General features: G+C 62.5%; 13 protein-coding genes. 5 read left to right on the top strand and 8 right to left on the bottom strand.

Annotation, left to right across the window (positions count from 1 at the left end; genetic code table 11):
- Nucleotides 1–169 precede the first annotated feature (169 nt).
- Both HWV67_RS07750 and HWV67_RS07745 read left to right on the top strand, forming a co-directional pair.
- Entirely contained in the window at nucleotides 170–3,010 is a 2,841-nt protein-coding gene (locus HWV67_RS07750) for an RHS repeat domain-containing protein (protein WP_175650667.1), read from the top strand.
- Nucleotides 3,011–3,133: 123 nt separating this feature from the next.
- Complete coding sequence (locus tag HWV67_RS07745; RefSeq protein ID WP_175650666.1) at nucleotides 3,134–4,222, top strand: HNH endonuclease; 1,089 nt, start codon at nucleotides 3,134–3,136, stop codon at nucleotides 4,220–4,222.
- 78 nt (nucleotides 4,223–4,300) lie between these two features.
- On the opposite strand, the gene HWV67_RS07740 is transcribed toward HWV67_RS07745, so the two are convergent.
- Nucleotides 4,301–5,542: an NADH:flavin oxidoreductase/NADH oxidase family protein gene (locus tag HWV67_RS07740; protein ID WP_175650665.1), complete on the bottom strand. Its 1,242-nt coding sequence runs from the start codon at nucleotides 5,540–5,542 to the stop codon at nucleotides 4,301–4,303.
- Nucleotides 5,543–5,623: 81 nt separating this feature from the next.
- On the opposite strand from HWV67_RS07740, the gene HWV67_RS07735 reads away from it, so the two are divergent.
- Both HWV67_RS07735 and HWV67_RS07730 read left to right on the top strand, forming a co-directional pair.
- Nucleotides 5,624–6,046 carry a MerR family transcriptional regulator gene (locus HWV67_RS07735; protein WP_175650664.1) on the top strand — a complete coding sequence of 141 codons (423 nt, stop codon included), beginning with the start codon at nucleotides 5,624–5,626 and terminating at the stop codon, nucleotides 6,044–6,046.
- A gap of 81 nt (nucleotides 6,047–6,127) precedes the next feature.
- Nucleotides 6,128–7,108 (top strand): helix-turn-helix transcriptional regulator, encoded by a 981-nt coding sequence (locus HWV67_RS07730; protein WP_175650663.1) that lies wholly within the window; start codon nucleotides 6,128–6,130, stop codon nucleotides 7,106–7,108.
- A 29-nt stretch (nucleotides 7,109–7,137) separates the two neighbouring features.
- Here the strand turns inward: HWV67_RS07730 and HWV67_RS07725 are convergent, their stop codons facing one another.
- Nucleotides 7,138–9,060: a tyrosine-protein phosphatase gene (locus tag HWV67_RS07725; protein WP_175650662.1), complete on the bottom strand. Its 1,923-nt coding sequence runs from the start codon at nucleotides 9,058–9,060 to the stop codon at nucleotides 7,138–7,140.
- 177 nt (nucleotides 9,061–9,237) lie between these two features.
- Here HWV67_RS07725 and HWV67_RS07720 point away from each other — a divergent pair, with 177 nt between their 5' ends.
- Nucleotides 9,238–9,738, top strand: coding sequence for an AAA family ATPase (locus HWV67_RS07720; RefSeq protein ID WP_175650661.1), 501 nt, complete (start codon nucleotides 9,238–9,240; stop codon nucleotides 9,736–9,738).
- A gap of 94 nt (nucleotides 9,739–9,832) precedes the next feature.
- Here HWV67_RS07720 and HWV67_RS07715 read toward each other — a convergent pair whose 3' ends face one another.
- The 6 genes from HWV67_RS07715 to HWV67_RS07690 all read right to left on the bottom strand — a co-directional run bounded on the left by HWV67_RS07715 (nucleotide 9,833) and on the right by HWV67_RS07690 (nucleotide 18,241).
- Complete coding sequence (locus HWV67_RS07715; protein ID WP_175650660.1) at nucleotides 9,833–11,104, bottom strand: D-arabinono-1,4-lactone oxidase; 1,272 nt, start codon at nucleotides 11,102–11,104, stop codon at nucleotides 9,833–9,835.
- A 26-nt stretch (nucleotides 11,105–11,130) separates the two neighbouring features.
- Nucleotides 11,131–11,898 carry an SDR family NAD(P)-dependent oxidoreductase gene (locus tag HWV67_RS07710; RefSeq protein ID WP_175650659.1) on the bottom strand — a complete coding sequence of 256 codons (768 nt, stop codon included), beginning with the start codon at nucleotides 11,896–11,898 and terminating at the stop codon, nucleotides 11,131–11,133.
- A gap of 220 nt (nucleotides 11,899–12,118) precedes the next feature.
- Complete coding sequence (locus tag HWV67_RS07705; RefSeq protein ID WP_175650658.1) at nucleotides 12,119–12,922, bottom strand: helix-turn-helix transcriptional regulator; 804 nt, start codon at nucleotides 12,920–12,922, stop codon at nucleotides 12,119–12,121.
- A gap of 29 nt (nucleotides 12,923–12,951) precedes the next feature.
- Nucleotides 12,952–14,187 (bottom strand): ethanolamine utilization protein EutH, encoded by a 1,236-nt coding sequence (eutH, locus tag HWV67_RS07700; protein ID WP_175650657.1) that lies wholly within the window; start codon nucleotides 14,185–14,187, stop codon nucleotides 12,952–12,954.
- A gap of 266 nt (nucleotides 14,188–14,453) precedes the next feature.
- Nucleotides 14,454–15,731, bottom strand: coding sequence for a carbohydrate porin (locus HWV67_RS07695; protein WP_175650656.1), 1,278 nt, complete (start codon nucleotides 15,729–15,731; stop codon nucleotides 14,454–14,456).
- A gap of 92 nt (nucleotides 15,732–15,823) precedes the next feature.
- Nucleotides 15,824–18,241 carry a glucose/quinate/shikimate family membrane-bound PQQ-dependent dehydrogenase gene (locus tag HWV67_RS07690; protein WP_175650655.1) on the bottom strand — a complete coding sequence of 806 codons (2,418 nt, stop codon included), beginning with the start codon at nucleotides 18,239–18,241 and terminating at the stop codon, nucleotides 15,824–15,826.
- Nucleotides 18,242–18,429 lie beyond the last annotated feature (188 nt).

The following is an 18,429-nucleotide window of genomic DNA, read 5'->3' as shown; positions in this document are numbered from 1 at the left end:
GTAACCTTAAAATTAGTTTTCGTTATTTTTGTAGGGCATTCGTTCGCTTCTGTGAGGGTGTCCGCGACCTGTTTCCGGGCTGTTTCCCCACGTGCCGGTAATGGCATGAAGCATCTTCCTCAACAATACTGAAACCTGTGCAGGGAATGGCCATGACGGCGGATAACAGATGAATACGTCTTTGTTCAGGAACACCCCGACGGTCACAGGGTTCGACAGTCGCGGCCTCAGGGTGCGCGACATCACGTACCACCGTCACCCGGATTCCCCGAATGACACCAGCGAGCGTATTAGCCGCCATGTGTTCAACGCACAAGGCTTCCTGGTCCGCAGCGCTGACCCGCGCCTTCATGAGAAGGGGCTGGCGAACTTCATCTACCAGACTGACCTCGTTGGCAAAGTGCTAAGCACTGTCAGCGCCGACGCAGGCATTACCCTCGCCTTGTACGACGCTGCCGGACGGCCCGGCCTGGCTATCAGCAATCTCTCTGTGGCCGAAGATGGCGCGCCCGACACGAGCGAGGTAGTGACCCGTATCTGGCAATACGAGGAGGAAGATATGCCGGGCCGCCCGCTTGCCGTTACCGAGGTGTCGGCAGACGGAAGCGTTCATGTCACCGAGCGGTTTGTGTATGGGGCAAACAGTCCGGCGGAGCAGGCAATGAACCTGGCTGGGCGATGCGTTCGTCACTACGACACCACAGGTCTGCTGCAGACCGACAGCGTGGGGCTCACCGGCGCCTCACTCTGTGTAACCCGCCACCTGTTGAGCGAGGTGGAGAATCCGACGGTGGTGGCGAATTGGCTGCCAGAAGGGATGGCGGCCTGGGAGGGTCTCCTGGCTGAAGAAAAATTCAGCACCGTAACCACCACGGATGCGACGGGTGCCGTCCTGAGTATCACCGATGCGAAAGGTAACGTGCAGCGCGTGACGTATGACGTGACGGGGCAGCTGTCGAGCAGTTGGCTGACAGTGGCGGGCGGCGCGCAGCAAATCATCGTTGGCTCGCTGACTTACTCGGCTGCCGGGCAGAAGTTGTGCGAGGTCCACGGCAACGGCGTAATGACCACGTATACCTATGAACCAGGGACACAGCGCTTGTCGGGTATTCGAACGGAGCGTGCCGGTGACCCCTCGTCTGGAGCAAAAGTGCTGCAGGACCTGCGCTATAAATACGATCCTGCAGGCAACGTGCTGAAGATGAGTAATGCGGCCGAGGAAGTTCGCTTCTGGCGCAACCAGAAAGTGATGCCGGTCAACGCATATGGTTATGACAGCCTTTATCAACTGGTCGCCGCCACCGGACGGGAGATGGCGAACGCAGGCCAGCGAAACAGCAGGCTGGTGACCAGTACAGAATTCAATAACACGACCTATGCGAACTACACCCGTACGTATACCTATGATCGCAGCGGTAACCTGACCCGAATACGCCATAGCGCGCCGGGCACGAACAATAGTTACACAACGGACATTACCGTAAGTGATCGCAGCAATCGGGGGGTGCTGAGTACGCTGACAGAAAGCCCGGCGCAGGTGCACGCTCTGTTTACAGCAGGTGGACGACAGTTGTTGCTGCAGGCGGGGCAGTCCCTGAACTGGACGCCTCGCGGGGAGTTGCAGCGAGTGGTGCCGGTGGCGCGCATCGGGGCGCCGGATGACGTGGAAAGCTACCGGTACGACAGCGCCAGCCAACGGCTATTGAAGTTCAGTACGCAGAAAATCAGTTCATCCATGCAAACGCAGCGAGTCGTGTATTTGCCAACGCTGGAGTTGCGTAACACAACCCGCGCAAGTGCGCCGACAGAATCCCTGCAAGTGATTACGGTCGGAGAGTCCGGGCGTGCACGGGTTCGGGTTATGCATTGGGAAATCGGCAAGCCTGAAGGCATCAGCAATGATCAGGTGCGTTATTGCTACGAGAATCTGCAGGGGAGCAGTAGCCTGGAAGTTGATGGCAACGGCAGAGTCATCAGCCAGGAAGAATATTACCCTTATGGCGGAACTTCCGTGCTGACAGCCTCCAGTGACGTGGAGGTGGCCTATAAAACAGTACGTTACTCAGGCAAGGAACGTGATGCCACGGGGTTGTACTACTACGGTTATCGCTACTATCAGCCGTGGGTGGGTCGCTGGTTATCCGCTGATCCCCTGGGTGCAGTCGACGGCCTGAACCCGTTCTGTTTCTGCGGTGGCAACCCCGTCAGCTATATCGATAAGTCCGGCCTGGTGGGTGTCCCCATTACTCAACGTTTGAATAATGCCGAGAGCCATTGGGGAGTAGCAGGAATGGAGGTCTTGCAGGGGTGGGCTGATTTTGCTCAACGGCATGCTTTTGAAGTCCAGGGCAATCAGGTAAATGCAAGGGATGTTGTGGTCAGCCAGGTAAGAGACGTAATGCTGAACCAGCCGTCAGAGCATTACAATGCTCGCTTTCAGCCGGGTACTCACTACATCAATGAACAGTCTTTGATTGAACGGGCCAGTATCGGTCGAATTTATCGATTGGACTGGAGTTCGCCAAGTGAACTTCTCAGTAGTGGATTCAGGGCAAGTTCTGATTTCACTGCAGTAGAGAATATGCTTCATGGAGGTATTGTTGATCAGTATGAAAACGGCTCTGAGGATTCAAATCATTCAGATGATTCTCTTGCTCGGTCTGATGCGGAAATAAGAAGACAACAGGAAACCCTTATTGCATCTACTGAAATTACAGGTGTTGATTATTATGTTCGGGTTGGCCAGGCCAAGGGTAACCTGTATGAAATTGATGCGACCGGTATCTCCGGTGTTTCAGTCACTGACAACGTCATCAATAATCCAGGGGGGGTTATCAAGTTCTTTGATGACAGTCAGGATCATCCCGTTACCCGGGAAAGCGCATATGGCATCCTGAGTAACTTTGGAATTGATATTGAGCTTGAAGAGGTGCACGTCGATGTTTCTCAATTGAATGATGCCATTCGAAGGACTCCTGACAGGGTTCGCTTTATCCATCGGTATGGCTAGCTCCGGGAGAACGAAGCGCCATCGTTTCCATCGCCCCATGAATTGCTCGCCGTCTTTTTGCTATCATCCTGCCATCACTAGAGCCTGCGCACGCGAAGGCTGCTGACACAAGGATTGAAGGTAATGGCGTTATTCGTACAAAAGCCGGTTTTCTGGAACACCAACAACTACGTGGCCCCCTCTGGCGCCTTTGCCACCAGCGGCTACCCCAAGGAAAACGGCTACGGCCACGAAGAGTGGAACAACTCCCCGCGCCTGTTGCTGCGGCGCGGCGCTGAGCGCTTCCGCGTCTTCCATACCGAAGGTTTTGGTACTGCGCCGCTGATCGACAACGCCGGCCAGACCTTCGTCTTCATGACCGCCGCGCACAACGGCATCCTGCAACTGGTCGGCATCGCCGGCAACGCTGTGGGCCTGTTCGATGAACGCCTCCAGGCCCAGCGTGAAGAAATCGTCCAGAAACTTGCCCTGAACGACCTCTGGGAAGAAGCTTGGTCCGTCACCAAAGTGCGCAGGATTCACGAGGATGATCGCCACCACTTCCTCAAGAACTGGAAACAGCACCTGCACTGGATCCCCAACTGGGTCTGCCCGGACGACTACTTCTGGTGGTTCGACGAGCCCGTAACCCTCGACCCGAATATCGTCGCCGGTAAGCAGAAGAGCTACACCGAGCTGGACCTGGCGCTGGTTGGCCGGATCATGGATGCAATCCCGCAGGAGCAGCGCGGCGACAAATGGGTCCGCCTGATGGACGCCATTCAATGTGCGCCAACTGAACCCGTGGCAGCTTCGGAGCGGGATGAGTTGCTGGAGGGCACCGAGCACGTTACCGAGGTCATGGCCCAGATCCAGGCCCGACGCGGACGCGGGAAATTCCGCCAGGACTTGCTTGAAGTCTGGGGCAGCGCGTGTGCGGTGACGGGGCTGGCCTGTACCGAGGTATTGCGCGCCTCGCATATCAAACCCTGGGCCGAATCGACGGCGAAGGAGCGGCTGGACAGCAGCAATGGCCTGCTGCTGGCGGCGAACCTGGATGCGCTGTTTTATCGCGGCTTGATCAGTTTCGATTCACGCGGGCAGATGTTCGTCTCGAAGCGGTTGTGCGAGGCGAGTTGCGCGGCCTTGGGCTTGCCGCGCGGGCTGCGGTTTGTGCCGGATGGGGTGGGGGACTACCTGGATTATCATCGGGAGCAGGTGTTCCAGCACTGACGTGTCGGCGAGGGGCGTGCATCAGGTTGACAGTTTCAATGCTCTTGAGATCGAGTATCACGCCAGCGGCGCCCGATCTCAACCGCGTTCACCGCCACGTCCCGCCACCCACCGCCGATATTGTCGTGCGCGCAGCGCTGTCCCTGCTTGCTGCACCAGCAGCGCCCACAACGGCGCCACCGCCGGTATCGCCGCCTGGCCCCGACTCAGCCTGCGTAGCTGGTACTTCACCGCCGCCATGTTCCCCAGCGACGCCAGCACCTTGTTCTTCCAGGTAATGGGGCGCAGGGCCGGGGCGGTTTCCTGGCCGTTGCGCCAGGCGTTGGGCAGACCGGGGTCGATCGCCAGTGCGGTGCCGATGCCCGCCATCGCGAGGCCGGAGGCGATCACGCTTGCTGCCACCGGGCGGCGACGGATGCCGCCGGTGACCATCAGCGGCATCTTCGCGACGGTTTGCAGGTCCTTGGCGAACTCGATGAAATACGCCTCTCGGGCCAGCGTGCGGCCGTCGCGGGCATCGCCTTGCATGGCCGGGGCTTCGTAACTGCCGCCGGAGAGCTCTACCAGATCCACCGCCAGCGGGTTGAGCAGTTGCAGCACGGCGCGGGCATCGTCGGCGCTGAAGCCGCCGCGCTGGAAGTCGGCGGAGTTGAGCTTGACCGCCACGGCGAACTGCGGTGAAACCACCGCGCGTACGGCCTTGACGATATCCAGCAACAGGCGGGCGCGATTTTCCAGCGAACCGCCCCATTGATCACTGCGCTGGTTACTCAGCGGCGACAGGAACTGGCTGAGCAGATAGCCGTGGGCGGCATGGATCTGCACGCCGTTGAAGCCGGCCTGTTCCGCGAGGCGGGCACTGTTGGCGAAGCGTTGGATCACCTCATCGATCATCTCGGCGCTCATGGCCTGAGGCAGGGCGAAGTGCCGCGACATATTGCCCAGCGCCAGCGGCACTGCCGACGGCGCCCAGGTCGGCTGGCCGAGGTTGGCGGGCATCTGCCGGCCGGGATGGTTGATCTGCAACCAGAACTGCGCGCCATTGGCCTGGCCGGTCTGCGCCCATGCGCTGAAGCGCTGCAGGTGCCCGTCGTCTTCCAGTACCACGCCGCCGGGCCCGGTCATCGCACGGCCGTCGACCATCACGTTGCCGCTGATCAGCAGCCCGGCGCCGCCGTCGGCCCAGGCGCGGTACAGGCGAATCAAGTGGTCGGAGGGCGCATGGTCGTCATCCGCCATGTTTTCTTCCATGGCGGCCTTGGCGATGCGATTCACAATGATCGCGCCGTTGGGCAGGGGCAGTGGATCGAACAGGCTCATGCGGGCTCACCTCGGTTGGTCGTGGAGCAACCTTAGGTTTAAAGTGAACTTTAAGGTCAAGCATTTTTCGGTGAAGTGAGCATGAAGATCGGACAACTGGCAAAACGTAGCGGGTTGGCAGCCTCGCGGATTCGCTTCTACGAGGCGAGTGGTCTGTTGAGCGCGGTCGAGCGCACGTCCAACGGCTATCGGACTTATGGGGCGGAGGCTGTGTGGATTCTGGAAATCATCACCGGCGCGCAGCAGGCCGGTTTTTCCCTGGAGGAGATTCGAAGCCTGCTGCCGCTGTCGGCCAGCGGTTGGCAGCACGATGAGCTGCTGGCGGGCCTGAAGCGCAAGGTGGCGGAAATCGAGGTACTGCAGCAGCGCCTGGCACATAACAAGGCGCAGTTGCTGGTCGCAATCGAAAGCATCGAGAATCCACCGCCGGGCCAGGCGTGTGTGGACAATGCGCAGCAGTTGCTGGAGCGGCTGCGTGAGAGGGGCGACGCGGGCGATCGCTGAGGGTCAGGGTATTGGCAACACCCTGAAACATCACTGTCATCCCCACCTGCCAGCATCCCGGCGCCCGCCACCAAAAGGTTGATGACCCAGGTGATTTCCGCCCCACCCCGCAAGCAGTTCCTGATCCGCTCGGCGGACCTCAGTGCCGACGAGTTCGGCGCGCTCTTTACCCGCATGTTCGGCAGTCTTTATGCCCATCTGCCGCGCCTGGACCGCAAGGTGGTCATCGCCGGCGTTTATGGCCGTTACGAGGGCGTCAGCTTTCGGCGGATGAGTTACCGCGGCGATTTCACGACGCAATTGCCCGATATGGATGACGAGATCACTTTTGTCTTTCCTACGGCGGGGCGGATCGTTTTCGCGCTGGGCGACGATCAGGTGGGTACTCCGCGCTATGGCCTGGCGGTGGAGAAGGCCGAGGTGCGCTCGGTGAGTTTTGTCGATGGCCATCAGCAGTACGGCATTTCCGTGCGGCGCGAGTTGTTCGCCCGGCGGCTGGCGACGCTGCTCGGCAGGCCGGTGATGGACAAAGTGCGCTTCCAGCCGGTGGTGGACCTGACTGCCGACAGCTTCCAGGGCATCCGCGCGATTATCTCGATGGCCACCGGCAGTGCGTTCGACGGGCTGATCAATTCCAGCGCGCTGATGCCACTGCGTCTGCAGGAGATGCTGGTGGACGCGGTGCTGGAGGCCTGGCCGCACAACCACAGTGAAGCGCTGCACGCACCGGCGCCGCAGATTGCGCCGCGTCATGTGAAGCTGGCCGTCGAGTACATCCGTGAGCATCCGGATGCGCTGGTGAGCGGCACCGAGCTGGCGGCACTGAGCAACGTCAGTCTGCGGGCGTTGCAGGACGGGTTCCGGCGTTTCGTGGGCAATTCGATCGTCGGCTACCAGCGGCAGGTGCGTCTGGAGCGGGCGCATGCGGCGCTGCGCGGGGATTGCGGCCAGTCCATCAGTGAGCTGTCGCTGAGCCTTGGATTCAGCAACGTCGGACGTTTCTGCCAGTACTTCCAGAATGCCTATGGTGTGAGTCCGTCAGAACTCAGAAAGGGACGCTAGCCCGGCTGTGAGGCCGGGCTAGCTTTCAGTCAGAACTGATAGCTGGCCTTGAGGTTGCCACTGACCCCGTGGCTTTCACCGCCGGCGATAGCACCGACCTCGGCTCCAATGCTCAGGGCATCGAGGCTGGCGGTCAGGCTGAAGGCACCGTTGAACTGGTCGCGGTTGTCGAAGGCTGCGCGTTGCTGGATATCCAGCCCGAGCAGGCGGCCATCGCTTTGCACTTGATGATCGCCGAGGGCATGGTCGTAACCCAGTTCGATGCCCGGCACCAGTTGCCAGCCGCCGCTCAGGTCGACCGCGGCGAAGGTGGCTTTCACGCCTGCCGTGGCGCTGCGCCGGGTGGCCTGGAGGACATCAACGTCCAGCGCCAGTTCGCTGCCTTTTTCCTGGAAACCGGAGAGGTCGAGGTGGCTGACGCGCAGCCCCAGGCTCGGTTCCAGGGTCATGCCGCTCAATGGAATGCGATAGCCCAGCGCGAGATTGGCGCCGCTCAATGTCCCGTGGGTGTCGCCCTTGGCGCTGCCGAGGCCGGCGCCCAGTTCCCGTTTGCCGCTGTAGTCGAGCCAGCCGGCGCTGATCCCGGCGTCGATGAACAGGCCCTGTTCCAGGCTGCCCGGTGCATAGCGGGCGCCGGCTTTGAGGAAGGTCAGGTCGGTGTCGACATCGCCGCTGCTGCTACCGACGCTGCCACGGCTGTAGCCGAAACCGGCATGGCCGCTGAGCTGTTCGGAGAAGCGCTGGGTCAGGCCGAACAGCGCGCCCTGGGTGTGTTCGTTGCTGCTGGCTGCTTTGGCCGAACCGTCGGTGCCGAGGTAGCCGGCGAGGGCGGTGGTCCACAGGCGGGTCTGGCCGACCTTGAGGTCCAGGCCGCTGGTGTAGCTGGCGGCGGCCCGGTCGATCAGCGCGCCCTGGCGCAGCAGGTAGCTGGCGGCGTCGGCATGCACCTGGCCGCCGACGCTGGATTCGACACCGCCGAGGCTGCCGGCATCGATGGCCGATTGCAGGTAGTAGTTGTAGGCGCTGTAGGTGCCGGACAGTTCGCTGTTCTGCAGTTGCTGCAACAGCAGGGCGCCGGCGGCGGCGTTGCCGGCGAACCCGGTCATACCGGGCAGGCTGTTGTAATAGACCATCTTGCCGCGCAGCACGTAGATGGTTTCTTGCGACAGGCCCAGGCCTTCCTTGAGGTAGTTGTCCATGCTGCCGTATTGCGCGGTGACTTCATCCAGACCCGCTTGCAGGTAGCTGGCCTGCACGCCCAGCATTGGCCCGTAGATGGCCGCCATGCTCGACGGCATGGCGGCGAGGGTCGCGGCGACGCGGGCGGCGGTGTAGTCGTTGGTGGCCAGGTAGTCGGACATGATCGTGCCGCTGTCGACTCCGGCGATGTTCAACAGTACGGCGGCGGTCCAGCCGGTGCGGTCCTTGCCGGCGGTGCAGTGGAACAGCGCGGCGCCGTCGGCACTGGCCAGTTCGTTGAACAGCACGGAGAACTGCCCGCGCATGCCGGCATCGCTGACGAAGGCGCGGTTGGTTTCCTCCATCATCGCCACCGCCTGGGCGGCGCTGCTGATGGAAATGGTAGTGATATTGGAGCCGGAAGTGGTGCTGCCGATGATGTCGATGTTCTGGTACTGCGCCCCGCTGGGCAGGGTATCCGGCGTGGTGGCTATCTCGCTCGGGGTGCGCAGGTCGTAGACGTTGCTGATGCCCAGGCCGTTAAGGATGGTCAGGTCCGACGCGGTGGGCGTCAGCGCGTTGGAGCGGTAGAACTGCCCGGCACGCATCACTCCGTCATTGCTGGTGGTGTAGGCGCTGGTGGTGCCGGCGACGTCGCGGAAATTGTCGATACCCTTCAGTCGTGGCGTATCGAGGAGTTCGCCGGCCTGGACCTGGGCGGCGGCGATGGACAGGCTGAGCAGGGACAGCGAACACAGGATGCGATGGAACACGGTGTAGCCTCTGGAAAACCTTGGGGAGGGCTACTATCAGCGGCGAACGGGAAGCGAATGTGACAGAAAAGGGGGTTGGCGAAATGCTTGCGCGATTGGTCCGTGGCGTGCGTTTTTGGTCTGTAAACAGGCTGGTTCAGTGATGTTCGGCATCGATAGAAGAAGGGAAAAACGACAATGCTGATTGTGTTCAGCGGACTCCCGGGAACGGGCAAGACCACGATTGCCAAGCGCCTCGCGTCCAGGTTGGGCGCGGTCTATCTGCGGGTTGATTCGATCGAACAGGCGATCCGTCGCTCGGGAATAACGGACGTGGGCGTCAGCGGATACGCCGTGGCCAATGACCTGGCGCTGGGCAATCTGCGCCTTGGCCATCCGGTGGTGGTGGACTGCGTGAACCCGGTCCGCGAAAGCCGCGAAGCCTGGAGCGCAATCGCCGGGCAGGCTGGTGTGGCTCTGCTGAATGTCCAGGTGGTGTGTACAGACCACGAAGAACACCGTCGCCGCGTGGAGCACCGCGAAGTCGATGTGCCGGGGTTGGTACCGCCAGACTGGGCGGCGGTGCTGAAGCATGAATACGAGCCGTGGCAAGAGGTGGTGTTCACGGTGGATACGGCGCGGGTTTCGGCGGAGGCGGCGGTTGATCTGATTACGCAGCGGTTTATGCCTCGCGGATGACTGGAGTGTTGGGGGACCATGACGAGCACGCTCGCTCCTACGGGGAGTAGCATCGTCTGGTCCCACAAAGGTGGTCATGACGCCAGTTGCACAGCTATTTGAACAACGGACTCAAATGCTCGCTCAGGTACACCCCCTCCGGGTCCAGTTCGCGGCGCAGGGCGCGGAAGTCTTTGGCCCGTGGGTAGATCGCCGCCACATCCTCACCGGTGAGGAAGTGCAACTTGCCCCAATGCGGCCGCCCCCCATAGCTGCGCAGGATGGCATCCACCGCACGCAGGAATCCCCAGTAGTCCGTACCCGGTTCTCCGGAGACCGAAATCGTCACGCTGTCCTGCTCGAAGAACGGGCTCATCCAGGCCCCGTCGCCCGCAGTGAAGCGGTACTCGATCGGGTAGATCGCTTCCGGGAAGTCTTCGAGCATGGTCTTGCGCACGGCCCGCAACGCTTCCTTGGCGTGGGCCAGCGGCACGGCGTATTCCAGTTCATGGAAGTTGGGCAGGTATTCGATGGGGTAGACGTCGGAGCTGTAGGCGATTTTTTCGAAGGCACTTTCAAGCGGCGGCCGGTCGGTGATGTCCATCACCTTGACCTCGCAGACATCGGTGGTGCGGCCGCTGCTGGAGGTGGCCGCGGTGTCGGGCAGGCAGTAGCAGTGACGGCTGCGTTCGGTAGGGCACCAGAAGAAGCTGAAGTGCCGGTGCGTCCTGGCCAGTTCGTCATGCTTTTCCATCACGCTTTCGAAGTCTTCCCGCCAGATGCGTTCGTGCAGGTGGAAGCTGTCGGTCACCTGCATCGTCAGTTCGGAGACGATGCCCAGCACGCCCAGCGAGACCCGCCCGGCCTGGAGCAGGTCCGGGGTGGTTTCGTCGACGACGATGATACGGCCGTCCGGCTGGACCAGCTTCATGCCGACGATCGACGACGCCAGGTTGCCCAGTTGCAGGCCGGTGCCGTGGGTGCCGGTGGTGAGGGCGCCGGCGATGGACTGACTGTCGATATCGCCCTGGTTGATCATGGAAAACCCGGCATCCCGCAGGGCCTTGCCGAAGGCGTTGACGGTGGTTCCGGCACCGGCGGTAACCCGTTTGCGCTCGTAGTCGATATGGCGGATGCCACTGAGGTTGCCCAGGGTCAGGTGCAGGCCGTTGGTCAGCGCCACGGGCGTGAAGGAATGCCCGGACCCGGCGACGCGCACGTTCAGGCCCCGGCGCGTTGCGTCGCTGACCAGGCTGCACAGTTCGTCTTCACTGGTCGGCGCGCCGCGCTCGGCACGGATGCAGGACTGGTTGCCGGCCCAGTTACGCCAGTGGGCGTGCTCCAGCCCGAACTCATTGATGTGCATGTTGTTCGACGAGGTGGTCACGATAGATCTCCTGCTTGTTGTTCTGGTCAGAGAGCGGTGTAGGCGTTGTCGGCGAACAGGTGCGCGCCGTTGACGAAACTGGCGTCGTCGCTGGCGAGAAACAGCGCAGCGGCGGCGATTTCTTCGGGACGGCACAGGCGGCCCTGGGCTGCGGCGATTGCCGCCTCGGTGACATCTACGCCGTATTTGCCCAGGGTGTCGATTTCGCGCAGGCCGTGAGCGGTGGCGATAAAGCCGGGGCAGATGGCGTTGGAACGGATACCGCGATCACGGTACTCGACCGCGATGGCCCGGGCGAACATATGGGTGGCGCCCTTGCTGGTGCAATACAGCACCTCCATCGGCGTACCCACCACCGCCGAGATCGACGACGTGCAGACGATGCTGCCGCCACCCGCCGCGAGCATTCCCGGCAACACGGCCTTGGTCACGAGGAACATGCTCTTGACGTTGACCGCCATGATCCGGTCCCAGTCCTCTTCGGTGGTGTCGAGAAAGGGCTTGGCGCAGAGGATGCCGGCGTGGTTCATCAAGACGGTGATCGGGCCGAACGCTTCTTCCACACTGGCCACGGCGGCGGCCACTTGCGCCGCGTCGGACACATCCGCCGCTGCGAACACCACGTCTTGACCGGCCTCCCGCAGGGCATGGGCAATGCGGCTGCCATCGCTGCTCGGCAGGTCGACAATCCCTACCCGTGCGCCCTCGGCGGCGAACAGTTCCGATGCAGCCAGGCCGCAGCCTCCCGCACCACCGGTGACAAGGGCAACTTTGCCGTTGAGGCGTCCACTCATTGTGTTTCTCCTGAACGTGGAACAGGCCACGTAATGAAGTGCTTTTATTGGAGGGCAGCAACTGGCGCTGTGGTATCGAGAATGAACGGGAAAGTTGTGGAAGACCATATACCTGGCGGTATAGAGGGGGTGATTTAAATCGATTGGAAGTTGCACCGGATTCGCGCACGAAAAAGCCCCGGTGCCTGTTGCAGAGGCCCGGGACAGTAACGGTCGCTGTTCAGGAAGTTCTGGCGATGTAGTTGATGAATAAACGGAAAAGTTCCGCGTAAGTGGAGATCTCCAGGCGCTGGTAGATATTGTGCTTGTGCACTTTTACCGTGCCTTCGGAGATATTCAGGGTGCGTGCGATCGAAGTACTGCTGTGCCCCTGCAACACCAGTTTGGCCACATAGCGCTGGGTATCGGTCAGTTGCCCCTGGAGCATGTCGATGAAGGCGTCTTCGAGCATCACATCGCTGCGTTGCGGGTCCACCAGTTGGTCGCCGAGGGCCAGCCGGCAATGCAGTTCGAAGACCGCTGACAGCACCGGCGCCATCCGCCCCAGTTCCGTCAGTTCGTCGTCGCTGAACGGCCCTTTGGCGAGATTGCGCATCAGTGAATAGACCACCGCGACCTGTGGGCGGATGGGCACGATGAAGCCGACTTCCTCGATCTCGCTGCCTTGTTCGGACGACACACAGGGATGCAGGTCCCTGGAGATGGCGAAGCCCGATGAAAAGAAGCTGTCGGGGGCCAGGTCGCTCATGCGCCAGAGGCCGGCGGGGTGTTCGTTGATACAGGCGACATAGAACGGATCAAGCAGATAGCCGCCGCGCAGGTAGGCGGCCAGGGTCTTTTCCGGCACCGACTGGTTGTAGCCGTTGTGGATCAGCAGCGCGTTGTGGTTGAAGCGGAACAGGTAGGCGCAGCTCATATCGAATGCCAGCGTGTCGCGGACCATCTCATCTAGCGCACCGCCCAGTGCCTCGCTGCCTGCCGCGCGTATGACCGCCGACAGGCGTGTCGCTTCTTCAGCTCTCATTGTGATTGCCACGCCTTCTGGTTTCGGGCTCAAACAAGCCGGGGCGCGGCCTCGAAGTGCGCTTGCCCGGCGATGTCCGAAAGATCCATTTCCACGGCTTTCGGCACCGCCAGCCAGTAAGCCAGAAGCATGCCAAGGGCGCCGCCGGTCAATTTGCCGATGATCAGGGGCAGGATCAGGGTGGGCTGGAAGTTGGCCGAGAAGGCCATGTGGTCGCCGAAGGTGAAGGCGGCGCAGACCGAGAAGGCGATGACCAGCACCTTGTCCTTGGCCGGCATGTCCTGCACCAGGCGGAACATCGCCAGGATATTGCACGACGCGGCCAGCACACCGGCGGCGCCCACTGCGGACAGGCCCAGGCGTGTCGCGACCTTCTCGATCGGCCGGGACAGGAAGCGCTTGATCAGGTACACCATCGGGAACGCGCCGCACAGCATGATGCCGATGTAGCCGGCGATTTCCAGGGCGCGGAACTGGTCGGCCTGGTCGGCAATGATCGGCGCGAAGCCCCAGCCGCCGAACAGGTGGCTGAAGGCGGAGGTGAAGTACTCGACGATGGAGGCGACCAGCACCAGTGTTACCAGCAGATACATGAGCTGACCCAGTTTCAGGAACAGCGTCACCATCAGTCCGGGCAGGTAGCGCAGGGCGGCGGCGAGGGCGAGGCAGAACAGGATCAGCGGCATCAGGTTGCGCAACAGCATCGGCAGGGTGAAGTGCAGGGCCTGGGTGGCGGCGCCGGTGGTGGCGACATCCGCCCGCACACCGAGGCCGAGGAACTGGGTCACCAGGGCAATCACCAGGATGCTCAGGGGGATGGTCAACAGCCCGGCCATGACCCCGAGCGCCATGTACTTGTGATCGACCTTGCGCAGCATCGCCAGCCCCACCGGAATGACGAAGATCACCGTGGCGCCGGACTGGAAGCCGGTCAGCAGGCCGAGGATCCAGCCCTCGGGGCTTTGCGCGAGGCTGTGGGCCAGTTGATAGCCGCCCATGTCGGAGGCGATGAAGATCGGCCCGGCTATCCCCGGGTCGGCGCCCATCCACTGGAATATCGGCGCGATGAAGGTGGCGATGAAGCTGGAAATATAGGGAATCGACGCCATGATCCCGGCGACCGGAATAAAGATCGGGCCAATGCTGTGCAGCCCCGCAGTGAACTCCTTGCCGAGCGCCGACTCGGCGTCGACGATCGAGGCGATGGCGCCAATCACGGCGCAGGCCATGATCAGGTAAATGATGTACGTGCCGATGTTTTCCATGATTGCTGCCTCTTCTCTTGTTCGGTTTATTGGCAGTTGGACAGGGATGCTGCAGGGCGACGCCGAAGCGCAAGGCTGGCGCCGGCTCCGGGGGCGGGATTGTTGTGAGGGACGCTTGCCGGAGTGATAGGCAAGGTACGGCGGCGGGCGCCGTTCTGTACATATACCGGGGGGTATAGGAGGGGGGATGAAATTTTGCTGGAATTGCTGGCGATGAGGCCGGCCGCAACAACCCTGTTGCCGGCCGGCCGCTATCGCTGGCTACGTCAAAGCGCAGCCTTTACCTGCAATCCAAACACCAGCGCATTATCGATATCACTGCCCGAGAAAGCCCCCGGTTCGATGATGTACTGCACATCCGGGCGCAGCATCAGCCATGGGGTCGCCTGGTAGCCGTAGCTCAGTTCGATCAGGCGCTCGGCGTTGCCCAGGTTGGGGAAGTCCTGGCCATTGGCGAGGGCGTTCTGTTCCTGCACTTCGCGGCTGCGTGGATTAGGCACCGCGCGGCCGAAACCGAGTGCCACCGTGTCATTGGGGCGGCTGGCGAACGGCTGCTTGAGCACCACGCCGGTGCTGTACCACTTGCTGAACGGCGACGCCGCCGAACTGGCCGCCGCAGCCTGGCCGAACACATGCAGGCTCTGGCCGGACAGCGCGCCGGACTGCCACACGGCCTGGTCCAGCAGCAGGTAATGGCCGCCGCGACCGGCGACTTCTTCGTTGCTGCCGATGCGCTTGGCGTCGGAGCTGTCGTAGTACCAGCCCAGTTTGTATTCGCCCGCCAGGCCATCGAGTTTCTTGTACACCAGCTCCACCGGCACTACGGTGCCGGTCTTGTGCTTGGGCATGACATGCCAGGCACGGCTGGAGTTGCCGTTGCTCTCCGGGTCGACGGCGAACGCCGCGACGCGTACCTGCCAGGCCGGGTTGAAGCTGTACTTCAGGCGCACGCCGAGGCGGGCGTTGGGGTAGTTGGTCCAGCCGCTGCCGCCAGACATGTTCAGCGGATGCCCGCAGAAACCGGCGTTCATGAAGTTGCACAGGATGCCGCTGTCGAGGCCGCCGAGGTCGTTGCCCATGGCCATGTAGCCGAGTTTCACGTCCAGCGCCGGGGTGAACAGGCTGCGCTCGTAGCTCAGCTCGGTAAGGCGGGTGTACAGGCCACCGAAGTTTTCCTGCACCGGCAGGCGGTTGCCGACCAGGTCGCCGGAGCCGTCGTTGCCGCGTCGGTCGTTGATGGTCAACTGCACCACGCCGGCGTTGTCGACGCCGTAGAGTTTATCCAGGTCGAAGCGCACGCCGAGCTTGAGGTTCTGCGAGTAACGCGCCGAACGCTTGAGGCCGCCATCGGCGTTGTACACGGTCTCGCCGCTGTAGTCGCCGGTAAAGCGGATGCCGTCGGTTTCCAGTTGGTTGCGCAAGCCGCCCCAGTCGCCGGTCAGGGTCGAGCGGTCGAACACATCGGAGGCGTTAGCGAAGGCGGGGGTCAGACAGCAGGCCGCCAGCAGCAGGGCAGCACGGCGGTCGGAAAGAACAGAAAACATGAAGGAGGTTCCCGGTAAAGCCAAAACAGAACGCGCGGCCTAGGCCGCGCGGGAAAACGCGCGCCCGCCGCAAGGGCGGGCGCGGGGTCAGGTCACGGCAGGGCGTAGGAGATGACGTAGTCGCCGCGGTCGGTCGACTGACGCGCACCACCGGCGGTGATCACCACGTACTGCTTGCCGGTCTTCGGCGAGACATAGGTCATCGGGCCGCCCTGGCTGCCCACCGGCAGACGGGATTTCCAGATTTCCTTGCCGTTGCCGCTGTCGAAGGCGCGCAGGTAGAAGTCCTGGGTGCCGGCGATAAATACCAGGCCGCCCTGGGTCGACAGGGTGCCGCCAAGGGTCGGCAGGCCGATCGGCAGCGGCAGGTGCATGCGGATGCCCAGCGGGCCGGTGTCTTCCACGGTGCCGACCGGGACCTGCCAGGCAACCTGACGGGTCTTCATGTCGATGGCGGTCAGGGTGCCGTAAGGCGGGGCCTGGCACGGAATGCCGGCAACCGACAGGAAGCGGTTCTTGTTCACCGCATATGGCGTGCCTTTGAGCGGTACCGCGCCCATGCCGGTGTTCAGCGCTTCACCACCACCGGCGGCCTTGCCCTGGTTGGCCGACGGGATCATCTGGATCCACAGGCCCAGGCGCATGTCGTTGACGAAGATGAAACCGTGCACCGGATCGGTGGACAGGCTGCCCCAGTTCATCCCGCCGAGGGAGCCTGGGAAACTCAGCGACAGGTCGGTGCCCGGAGCGGTGTAGAGGCCGTCGTAGCGCATTTTCTTGAAGTCGATGCGGCACAGCAGTTGGTCATACGGGGTGGCGCCCCACATGTCCGACTCGGTCAGGGTTTGCGCGCCGATCTGCGGCATGCCGACCGAGCGTGGCTGGGTGGCCGAGTACTGCTCGTCGGGGATGCCGGCGGCTTTCACCGGGACTTCTTCGACCTTGGTCAGCGGCTGGCCGGTGGCACGGTCGAGCACGTAGATCTGCCCGGCCTTGGTGCCGATGACCAGCGCAGGGACGGTGTTGCCATCGTCCTTGGTGAAGTCGATCAGGCTTGGCTGCATCGGCAGGTCGAAGTCCCAGAGGTCGTTGTGCACGGTCTGGTAGACCCACTTCTCGGCGCCGGTGCTGGCGTCGACCGCGAGGATCGAAGCGCCGTACTTGTGGTTCAGCGCGGTACGCTCGGCACCATAGATGTCGGTGGACGAACTGCCCATCGGCAGGAACACGGTGTTCATCGCCGGGTCGTAGGACATCGGCGCCCAGCTGTTCGGCGTGCTGCGCACGTAGGTGCTGTCGCCGTTCGGCGCCTGCTTGTCTTCCGGGTTGCCCGGGTCGAAGGCCCAGCGCATGGCGCCGGTGATCACATCGAAGCCACGGATCACGCCGCCGGGCATGTCGGTCTGCACGTTGTCCGCAACGCGACCGCCGACCACCACGGTGGTGCCGGCCATCAGCGGTGCCGAGGACAGTTGATAGTAGGAATCGGGCACGTCGCCCAGGCCGGCCTTGAGGTCAACCTGGCCGTTGTTGCCGAAGCCCTGGCAGAACTCGCCGGTATCGGCGTCGACTGCGATCAGGCGGGCGTCGATGGTGTTGGTCAGCAGGCGACGCTGGCAGTTGGCGCCGGCCGCAACCGTTGCCGCGATGATCGGCGAACTGTTGGGCTGGGTCGGCTGCGCGACGGCCTGGGTGGCGTCGAAATAGGCCATGCCGCGGCAACGCTGCCAGACCTTGGACTGGGCGTTGATCTGGTTTTTCCAGAGCTCTTTGCCGGTGTCGGCGTCCAGTGCGATCAGGTTGTTGTGCGGGGTGCAGATGAACACCTTGTCGCCGATCTGCAGCGGGGTGAGCTGGTCTTCGGCACCGTTGCCGTCGCTGATGGCGACGTCGCCGGTCTGGTAGGTCCAGGCCACTTTCAGCTTGTTGACGGTGTCGCGGTTGATCTGGTCAAGCGCGGCGAAGCGGCTGCCGCCCTCGGTGTTGCCGTAGTGGGCCCAGTCTTTTTGCGCCTTGGCCGGGTCCACCGGGGTCAGGCCCGGACCGTTGCCGTTGGCGGCGACGGTTGGGTGCGCGACGAACATATTGCCAACCGCCCACACCAGCGCGATCGCCAGCACGCCCGCGACGCCGTAGGCACCGCGCCCGGCGGTACCGCCAGAAGCGCGCACCAGCGTCGGATAGACCAGCGCGACGACGAAGCCGATGGCGCTGAACATGAACAGGCGGGAGAACATCGGCCAGAAGCTACGGTCGGTGTCCACCAATGCCCAGACGGCGGTGCCGACCAGGAACGCGGCGAACAGCCAGGCACCGGCCGCTTTGCGCAGGGCGATCAACACCCCCGCGACCGCCATGGCCAGGCCACCGATCAGGAAGTACCAACTGCCGCCCAGAGAGGTCAGACGAACCCCGCCCGCGGCCAGTGCAAGGCCGAGCAGGGCGACGACCACGCCCAGCCCGATGAGGATGAATTTGCTGAGGCCAGAGGCCTGAGAAGGTTGTTTCATGCGGAACATCTCGCTGTGTGAATGCGGGCGATTATACGCTTAGCTAGCTAATTAACTAGGTGGTCCATTAAAAAAGCTGCGACAAATGCACGCAATTGGTCGACTTGACAAAGGGGAGATTAGACGGCGGCGGGGTGGTTTGCTGGTTGGCGCTTGCCAATGGTGTTGCGGCGTTGTTGAGATCGAGC

Source organism: Pseudomonas sp. Marseille-P9899 (assembly GCF_903166565.1).
GTDB classification, from domain to species: Bacteria; Pseudomonadota; Gammaproteobacteria; order Pseudomonadales; family Pseudomonadaceae; genus Aquipseudomonas; species Aquipseudomonas huaxiensis.
This window is presented reverse-complemented; position numbering and strand designations above follow the sequence as displayed.

Coding starts and splice junctions, on each gene's coding strand:
- HWV67_RS07740 (WP_175650665.1), bottom strand. CDS start 5,542: ATGAGCCTGTTCGATCCACTGCCCCTGCCCAACGGCGCGATCATTGTG.
- HWV67_RS07710 (WP_175650659.1), bottom strand. CDS start 11,898: ATGAGTGGACGCCTCAACGGCAAAGTTGCCCTTGTCACCGGTGGTGCG.
- HWV67_RS07735 (WP_175650664.1), top strand. CDS start 5,624: ATGAAGATCGGACAACTGGCAAAACGTAGCGGGTTGGCAGCCTCGCGG.
- eutH (WP_175650657.1), bottom strand. CDS start 14,187: ATGGAAAACATCGGCACGTACATCATTTACCTGATCATGGCCTGCGCC.
- HWV67_RS07745 (WP_175650666.1), top strand. CDS start 3,134: ATGGCGTTATTCGTACAAAAGCCGGTTTTCTGGAACACCAACAACTAC.
- HWV67_RS07750 (WP_175650667.1), top strand. CDS start 170: ATGAATACGTCTTTGTTCAGGAACACCCCGACGGTCACAGGGTTCGAC.
- HWV67_RS07705 (WP_175650658.1), bottom strand. CDS start 12,922: ATGAGAGCTGAAGAAGCGACACGCCTGTCGGCGGTCATACGCGCGGCA.
- HWV67_RS07695 (WP_175650656.1), bottom strand. CDS start 15,731: ATGTTTTCTGTTCTTTCCGACCGCCGTGCTGCCCTGCTGCTGGCGGCC.
- HWV67_RS07730 (WP_175650663.1), top strand. CDS start 6,128: ATGACCCAGGTGATTTCCGCCCCACCCCGCAAGCAGTTCCTGATCCGC.
- HWV67_RS07690 (WP_175650655.1), bottom strand. CDS start 18,241: ATGAAACAACCTTCTCAGGCCTCTGGCCTCAGCAAATTCATCCTCATC.
- HWV67_RS07720 (WP_175650661.1), top strand. CDS start 9,238: ATGCTGATTGTGTTCAGCGGACTCCCGGGAACGGGCAAGACCACGATT.